Origin of the sequence: Cognatazoarcus halotolerans, assembly GCF_009800965.1 — a bacterium.
Classification (GTDB): Bacteria; Pseudomonadota; Gammaproteobacteria; order Burkholderiales; family Rhodocyclaceae; genus Cognatazoarcus; species Cognatazoarcus halotolerans.
Map to the genome: position 1 here is coordinate 1 of NZ_WUAF01000065.1, position 430 is coordinate 430.

Annotated in this window: 1 pseudogene; it reads right to left on the reverse strand. The window is 63.0% G+C overall.

Features of this window, described 5'->3' with window-relative positions:
- A pseudogene (locus GQB03_RS22675) lies at positions 1-426 on the reverse strand (helix-turn-helix domain-containing protein); the annotation flags it as partial.
- Between the last annotated feature and the right edge of the window lie 4 nt (positions 427-430).

Consider the following 430-nt stretch of genomic DNA (forward strand, 5'->3'; position numbering starts at 1 on the left):
GCCGATCACCAGCCGCTCCTCGCTCCAGTCGAACTGGAAGGCTTCGCCCAGTTCGAACTTCAGCGGCACGAAGGCGCGTGTCGGCGCGTTCGCCGACTTCTGATCGCGCCAACCGCGGATGAAGTCGTTCAGGATCGAATAGCCGCCGACATAGCCTTGTGATTTCAGCTCGACGAGTAGTGCCTTTGCCGTCCGGCGCTCGCGTTTCGGACGCCCCGCATCCGCTTCGAGTGCTTGCAGCAGGTAGGGGTGAAACGGTGCAAGCTTGCCCGGCCGCGATTCGCGCCGGTAGCGCGGCTCGACCGGACCGTCCTCCCTCAGCCACTTCTTGATGGTGTTTCGCGACAGGCCCGTCCGCCGAGAAATCTCCGAAACCTTCAGGCCATCCCGCAGGAACAGCCTCCTCACCTTGCCCAACATTTCCATGGTG